1 protein-coding gene is annotated in these 1,078 nt (G+C 75.1%); it reads right to left on the bottom strand.

Annotated elements, in window-relative coordinates; genetic code table 11:
* Nucleotides 1-117 precede the first annotated feature (117 nt).
* Nucleotides 118-921, bottom strand: a complete 804-nt coding sequence (locus QH290_RS01600; protein ID WP_280381766.1) for a hypothetical protein — start codon at nt 919-921, stop codon at nt 118-120.
* Between the last annotated feature and the right edge of the window lie 157 nt (nt 922-1,078).

Below are 1,078 nucleotides of genomic sequence, written 5' to 3' on the forward strand. Positions count from 1 at the left end.
GGCGGTGCGCGTGGTGCGCCGCTCCCCCCCGCGCCCCGCGCGCCCCCGCCCGCCCCCCGCCCCCCCCCCCCCCCCCCCCCCCCCCCCCCCCGGCGGTGGTGGTTCGGGTCGGGGGTGTCAGCCGATGAAGCCGCGCCACTGTTTGACCAGGGTGCGGCGGTCGTTGTCCTCGTCGGCTACGGTGTCGCAGAATCCGAAACACTGGTTCCACACGCGGAACCATTCGGGCTGGTGCTGGCGCATCCATGCCGAGGCGAGTTCGAATGCGCGCGGGGTGTACCCGCCTCCGGTCGCCTTGATCCATTCGCGCCGGATCGTGTTTTCGGCGGTGCGGTTGCCGGTGGCGTCCTGTGCCCGGTGCGGGTCGGTCTGGGCGGCCCATTCCAGGGCGGCGGCGACGTCGGTTTCCCGCAGCACGCGCGCCCATTGCGGGCCGGGGTCGGCCGTGGGGGCGGGGGCGCTGGTGGTGGGGTTGTATCGCCTGGCGTCGAGGGTGCGGCGCAACCAGCCCCGGCGCGGGTTGGCGTCGTCGGGCCGTACGTGGGTGATCTGGTAGAGATAGGCGGTTTTGGCGTCGGCGGTGTGGAATGCCGGGGCGTGGAGGTTGTAGGGGTCGATTCCGTTGATGCGCACGGTGATTCGGGTTCCGGAGAGTTCGGCGTATTCGATGACGGATCCGGGGTGGATGAACTCGCCGCGCCGGTGGCTGCGTACGTGCTGGGCGGCGTCCAACTCGGCGGCGAGCCGCATGGCGGTGAGTACGTCTCGCGGTGAGGTGCGGGGCAGATGGCGGTCGGGGCCGGTCCATCCGCAGGTGCATTGCGGCCACGCTGCGGCGCGCTGGTCGGTGGTGCCGCCGTGCTCGTCGACGTAGGCGATAGGCAGGCTGCGGCGGTTCCGCAGGTTCGGGCGTTTGCTCATATCGGATTCCTCTAGAATCTGGCGGGGGGGGGGGGGGGGGGGGGGGGGGGGGGGGGGGGGGGGGGGGGGGGGGGGGGGGGGGGGGGGGGGGGGGGGGGGGGGGGGGGGGGGGGGGGGGGGGGGGGGGGGGGGGGGGGGGGGGGGGGGGGGGGGGGGG

Source organism: Nocardia wallacei, assembly GCF_029869545.1.
Classification (GTDB): Bacteria; Actinomycetota; Actinomycetes; order Mycobacteriales; family Mycobacteriaceae; genus Nocardia; species Nocardia wallacei_A.

Bases quoted from the DNA above. Each gene is read 5' to 3' on its own strand.
- QH290_RS01600 (WP_280381766.1), bottom strand. From the start codon at position 921: ATGAGCAAACGCCCGAACCTGCGGAACCGCCGCAGCCTGCCTATCGCC.